Below are 6,013 nucleotides of genomic sequence, written 5' to 3'. Positions count from 1 at the left end.
CTTTAAAATACAAAACGCCCGATGAAGTACATCGAGCGTTTTAGTTAAAAAGTGTCAACCCATATCAGGACGGGTCACCCTTAACAATAAACACAATAATAGTTAAGGTATTTTTATGAGCCAGATCTAATAAAATTAAATATATAGTATTTATTTTAAGAATCTAAACTTTCAAAGTTCATCATAATAAATACAACCTCTATGTATACACTTTACCTTCAAAAAACATCAAAATATAATCCCTTCGATAAAAACACTTAAATGAATTTAACTGTATAAAAGTGAGGAGAATAAAATATGGGATATGGGGCGACAGTATATTCATTAGATACTGAAAAGGTTTTTAACGTACTAAAGAATGAGCGTAATCCAGAGCTAGAAAAAGCCATCATGGAAAGGTGTCAAGACTCCTTTAAAGTGATTAATGAAATGCTGGAAAGTAGTGGCGAAAGCATCCGAGCTGAAGAGCTTCTTATGCAGATGCTGTCTGAAGAGATAAAATACAGTCACTTGGGTTACGCCTATGCTTACTTGCTTGAAGCTATATGTAAGATCACTGGTTATTACTTATCCAATAACTCTTGGTATCCTTGCGATGTAAACGATTTCTGCGATATTCCATTCACTAATACCGATTATCCCATAAAATTCCCACTCCCTGACGATTTCCCTGTTGTTTTTATGATAAAAAATCAAGATATTCACCAAGATAACGTTGACTTCGGAGGCTTATCAGAGCAACAAATATCTGAAGTCAAGAGCTGGTACACTCATGCAGTCGTAAACAATCGTGACTTGGTATTATTTTATTATTAATTTTAACTATTAATAAATTATCCAATAGTTAAAATAACAATAGAATATTAATAAAACTCTAGCTTATATTAAGATAGAGTTTTATCTATTTAACTGAAATTTTTATAATTTTAAAAATATTATATTTCACACCTAATTTATAGACTCTGTGTATAGTGTGTTCAGAGGCAATGTGAACTCATAGGATCAAAATCAAGTTCTAATTTTTAGAAGAAAAAACGATCTGCTTGTGTCAAAATGCGCCATCCCAACCAAAAAGTCTTAATGTAATGAACTACCAAGCTGCTATTTTTGATATGGATGGTTTGCTCCTTGATACTGAGCGCGTCTGTATGCATATTTTCCAAGAAGCATGTGAAGCCCAGAACCTACCCTTCTATAAAGATGTTTACCTTTCAATCATTGGTCGCAATGCAGCGGGCATTGAAGTGATTTTTCGTAAAGCTTATGGGGATGATCTTGACCGCTTACACCAAGAGTGGCGCGACCGTTACGACGCTGTGGTTAAGCACCAAGCGATACCGGTAAAAGAAGGGGTGATTGAGCTGCTTGAGTGGTTGAAAGGCCAAGGGTTGCCAATTGCAGTCGCCACTTCTACAGCAAAAGAAGTGGCACAGAAGAAGTTGGAGTTAGCGGGCCTAAGCAAGTATTTCGACAACTTAACGACAGGCTGTGAAGTGTCACACGGCAAACCTGATCCAGAGATCTACCTGCTTGCAGCAAGTCGTCTAAGCGTAGATCCAACCAAATGTCTCGCTTTTGAAGATTCAAATAATGGCGTACGTGCTGCGGTAGCAGCGAACATGATCACTTATCAAATTCCTGATTTGGTTGAGCCTTGTGACGAAATAAAGCAATTAGGCCATACTGTCGCACCTTCACTGCATGATGTGTTGCACACGTTAAAGCAAACTCGCTAGGCCTACTTGTCGTCTGTTCTCTAGAAGCTCAGCAATTTAGCTGAGCTTCTTTCTTGAAACCTCTCCAATACCGTAAAACCAAACAATTCTGCCACCCGTTTAGAGAGATTATTTTCACCTTAACTCTGGCTAATCACGACTTTTGATTTAACTCACGCAATCGCATGAAATAAGGCATTTGAGTGATCAAATAGCGGAACTGACCAGTACAAGCTTGCAACAAAACGTCAATATACCGATTGAAGCACGTTTTTGGAGTGAAAATTGGCTGATAATGAGAACTATTGGATAAGATCAATCCAAGTCAGCCTAAAATATAAAATGGAGAGTGTTATATGTCTTTACGTTTATTAGCAACAACCTTCGCATTAGTAGGAATGAGCTTTGGTGCCCAAGCCAGTGCCGAGTGTGAAGTGTCATTAGATGCTAACGATATGATGCAGTTTTCTACTAAAACATTGAGCGTACCAGCCACTTGTAAAGAGGTAAAACTAACGCTGAATCACACAGGTAAGATGCCAGCGCAATCGATGGGTCACAACGTGGTCATCTCTGACACAGCCAACCTACAAGCAGTCGGTACTGATGGCATGGCAGCTGGAGCAGAAAATAACTACGTAAAACCAAATGATGATCGCGTCTACGCTCACACAAAAGTAATTGGTGGCGGTGAAAGCACCAGCATTACGTTCAGTACTGAGAAAATGAAAGCCGGCGGTGACTATTCATTCTTCTGTTCGTTCCCGGGTCACTGGGCAATCATGCAGGGTAAATTTGAGCTAAAATAAAAGCTTTAGCCAAGCCAAAAGAAGACTCATTATAGGGAAGCCAAGGCTTCCCTTTTTGATAGATAAAATAGCAATTGAGAAAGGTCTAACACGTCTGGAAACGTGACCAAGAAACATAGCAAGTATGAAACCCTTGCTCCATTGAGATTAAGTTCTTTTGCGAAAAGTTATGGTTAAAAATCAGATTTTTATTTTGCCTTTCCGAAACACAACTAAATGATAAAAGTCATTCAATACCATGTAACTCTTTCCAGTTTCCTGGATGAACCACATAGCCGAACAGAGCATGCCCACCATAAACCAATTCAGTCCCTTCCGGTATCCACAGCATCTGACCTGGGTGCACAAAATGTGTTTCACCATTTGCGGTCAGCTCGAAACAGCCTTCAATCACGAAAATAACCTCATCATAAAGCACTGTCCAAGCCACTTTAGCGCCTTCCCATTTAGCAAAGCCTACGCCTATGTTTGGTGAAATTTCTGGGCTTAACGCCCTGGCAACATACGCCATTCCTGGCGTATCACCACGAACATTGAAATCTAGACTTTTACTATCAACAAGTTTGACTGGCTTCATAATTCACTCCGGCTTTGCCATTTTGCTAATTGGATACGCGTTTTTACTCCCAAACCTAAAAAAGGCTCTGGCGGATTCAAACAAGGCATTCCTGTCACTTGCTGTATGTCATCCAATGATTTAGATGTCGCACCAACGACATAGTCAGCTAACAGTGTTCCAGAAATGGTTCCCCACGCAGCACCAACACCATTGTCACAAGCGCTGGCATAAACACCTTCATCTAATTGACCGAAAAAGTTAGTAAAGTTACGAGAGATGGCATACACCCCACCCCATGTGTGAGTAAATGGTACGTCGGCCAGCTCGGGATAACGCGCCAGAAAGACCTGACGATGATAGTCGCGAATTTGTTCTCTGACTTTATCGTTCATGCTTGAGCCATATTTCGGCACGTGTTTGTAAGTATTGCGGATCAAAATACGTCGATCGGCGGTCATACGTAACGTCGTTCCCGCATGATCAGCTGGAGTTAACCCCCAATTCAGCTCACCTCCGTATCGCTGCATTTCTGCGTCGGTTAATGGACGCGTCCAGCTTGCAAACGTCATCACTGGAAGTAGTCTGTTTTTAAGATAACCAAACTCCCGAGTAAAAATGCTGGTCCCAAGCAGCAGTTCAGGGGCTTCAACAGAGCCTCTATCTCCATGTAATACCCAGCAACCGTTTTCTTTACTGAGCTTGCGGATTGGCGAGTTCTCTAACACCTCGACGTTCTCTGGAAGGCTTTCCCCTAGCCCACGCACCAAAGCAGCAGGTTGCATTAAATAACCACCTGGCGTGTAAATTGCGCGGCTGTAGTAGTTTGTTCCCAAGACTCTCGCCAGCTCACTGCCATTAACATGGAAGTATGGTTCGCCAAGGTCTTTCATTAGGTGCTCAAAGTGATCGAGATACGCTTCACCGCGCGCCCCTACGGCTCCTTGATATTTGCCCTTTGCTGACCACTGACAAGAAATACTGTGCTTCGACACTAAAGTGTTTAGCTGAGCAATCGCAGAACGGTTGAGTGATAATAACTTTTGCTTGTGCTCAGGGTCGGGATGCTCAAGTGAAAACTTATGAGGCAAATCGATAACAAAGCCCGAATTTCTTCCTGAAGCCCCTTGGCCGATACGTTGCGCATCAATCAGTATAATTCGTGCATTAGGCATAAGTTCAGCTAAACGTCTTGCCATAGCTAGGCCTGCGAAACCGGCACCTAACACGGCATAGTCAGCACTTTGTTTACCTTTTAACGCCGATTTTTCTGGAATACTTGGCAACGCATGGTACCAACCACACGTCACGTCATCATTGGGTAAATGAATCATCTTTTTTCTCCGCTACGCTGCTGACAGTTTCAATGACAATTGATCTAGCCAAGGGCCGCGTAATGACTGTACTTTTCTTCCTAGCAACGCAAAACCGAGCATTGCTCCTTCTGGTGAATAAAACGCAGCGGTCAATTCATCTGCTTGGTTCTCGATGTACCATTGTCCCTGTTCTTCAGCGGCTACCGGGAAAATCGTGAGTGGAAGAATCGGCGTTTTTACAATCACTGGAGTTGGTGTTAACGAGATAGGGGCGACATCGCCTAGCAAGCTTTTCGCTACAGAAGGGATCATTTGATTAATCGGTGCAATATAGGGCTGCCAACCTTGCTCAGTTTCAACACAGTCACCTAGCGAGTAAATATTCTCATCACTCGTCTGGCCGAATTGATTCACTTTAATGCCACGGCCCACTTCGAGCCCTGCTTGCTCAGCCAGAGAAACATTTGGCTTGAGTCCAACCGCGCTTAGCACTAGGTCTGCTTCAATCTGCTTGCCACTGTTCAGATGTAAAACCGCACTGGATTCGGACCTTGGCTCGATTCTGGCGATACTGTCTTGTAGAGCCCATTGCACGCCTCGTTCGGCGAGTGCACTTTGTAATGATTCACCCAACTGTTGCGGGATCAAACGCTCCATTGGCCATTGACCCAACCCGATAACTGTCACTTCATAACCGCTTTCGATCAGGTCATTCGCGAACTCACAGCCAATTAAGCCATCACCTAGGATCGCGATGCGCTTTTTGTCTTGCAGCTCCGATCTGAAACGGCGGTAGTCAACTAAGTCGTTCACACTCATAACCCAAGAGCGATCGCCCTCAATTGGGATTTCAATCGGTGATGCACCTGTTGCCAGTACCAAGCGGCTGTAGGCGTATTTACCGATGGAGGTATGTAGCGTTGAATTGGCACGATCGATCTGTTCAACACGCGTATGCGGGTAAACGCGGATATTGAGACGGCTTTCCCACTTCAACGCGCTTTCACTTTGCAGCGCGTCGCCGTCTTTGTTCATGACCAACGCATTAGACAAAGCTGGTTTGCTGTACAAAGCGCCATCATCAGCGGTAAAGACGGTGATAGCAACCGTCTCGGATTGTGCTCTAAGTGCCGCCGCCAACTGGTAACCACTGTGGCCACTACCGATGATAACGATAGGGTCATTTGAGAATACAGGTTGAGTAACTTCAGATGGAAGAGGCTGAGCCGTATTTCGCTGAACAGACGCTTCTACCGACACCGAAGACACAGCTGCAACCTCTTCTAGTGGCGCATCGTCGGTGATTTCGATCATTTCAAAATCGGCCTTACCCACTAAACAGTCAGGACATAACCAGTCATCCGGTACATCTTCCCATGCTGTTCCTGGTGCAATGCCATCGGATGGCCAACCTTGTGCTTCATCATAGATTAAGCCGCAAATAATACAGAGCCACTTTCTCATCACTTATACTCCAACTACCTTGTTCAGAATTTCCGTGTTTACAAACCGCTGTCAGATTTGTTGTGATTCCATCAACCTCGCCCTAGCTTGTGGTCTGAAATCCAAGCCGGTACGAGGTGATGAAAATACAGTTACACGGTAGCTATACGTTGC

At 43.5% G+C, this 6,013-nt stretch carries 6 protein-coding genes and 1 pseudogene; 3 read left to right on the top strand and 4 right to left on the bottom strand.

Annotated features, from left to right (window positions below):
• Nucleotides 1-297 precede the first annotated feature (297 nt).
• From R7P80_RS11995 to azu, 3 genes are all read left to right on the top strand, one after another.
• The gene (locus tag R7P80_RS11995; protein WP_053307894.1) at nucleotides 298-816 is read left to right on the top strand and encodes a hypothetical protein; all 519 of its coding nucleotides are present in this window, start codon (nucleotides 298-300) and stop codon (nucleotides 814-816) included.
• A 269-nt stretch (nucleotides 817-1,085) separates the two neighbouring features.
• Complete coding sequence (locus R7P80_RS11990) at nucleotides 1,086-1,736, top strand: HAD family hydrolase (RefSeq protein WP_005385872.1); 651 nt, start codon at nucleotides 1,086-1,088, stop codon at nucleotides 1,734-1,736.
• 335 nt (nucleotides 1,737-2,071) lie between these two features.
• Nucleotides 2,072-2,524, top strand: a complete 453-nt coding sequence (gene azu / locus R7P80_RS11985) for an azurin (RefSeq protein ID WP_005375211.1) — start codon at nucleotides 2,072-2,074, stop codon at nucleotides 2,522-2,524.
• Between the two features lie 226 nt (nucleotides 2,525-2,750).
• Here azu and R7P80_RS11980 read toward each other — a convergent pair whose 3' ends face one another.
• The 4 genes and pseudogenes from R7P80_RS11980 to R7P80_RS11965 form a co-directional block, all read right to left on the bottom strand.
• A complete protein-coding gene (locus R7P80_RS11980) occupies nucleotides 2,751-3,101 on the bottom strand; it encodes an ethanolamine utilization protein EutQ (RefSeq protein WP_017635301.1) in 351 nt (116 codons plus the stop codon).
• Nucleotides 3,098-4,414, bottom strand: coding sequence for an NAD(P)/FAD-dependent oxidoreductase (locus tag R7P80_RS11975; protein WP_225491641.1), 1,317 nt, complete (start codon nucleotides 4,412-4,414; stop codon nucleotides 3,098-3,100). The genes R7P80_RS11980 and R7P80_RS11975 overlap by 4 nt, the downstream gene beginning before the upstream one ends.
• 12 nt (nucleotides 4,415-4,426) lie before the next feature.
• The gene (locus tag R7P80_RS11970; RefSeq protein WP_225491648.1) at nucleotides 4,427-5,710 is read right to left on the bottom strand and encodes an NAD(P)/FAD-dependent oxidoreductase; all 1,284 of its coding nucleotides are present in this window, start codon (nucleotides 5,708-5,710) and stop codon (nucleotides 4,427-4,429) included.
• Nucleotides 5,699-5,860 (bottom strand): annotated as a pseudogene (locus R7P80_RS11965) (rubredoxin); the annotation flags it as partial. The gene R7P80_RS11970 and the pseudogene R7P80_RS11965, both read right to left, overlap by 12 nt.
• Between the last annotated feature and the right edge of the window lie 153 nt (nucleotides 5,861-6,013).

Origin of the sequence: Vibrio sp. 2092, from assembly GCF_033339635.1 — a bacterium.
GTDB classification, from domain to species: domain Bacteria; phylum Pseudomonadota; class Gammaproteobacteria; order Enterobacterales; family Vibrionaceae; genus Vibrio; species Vibrio alginolyticus.
The sequence above is the reverse complement of the archived record's forward strand: the minus strand, read 5'-3'. Positions and strand labels throughout refer to the sequence as shown.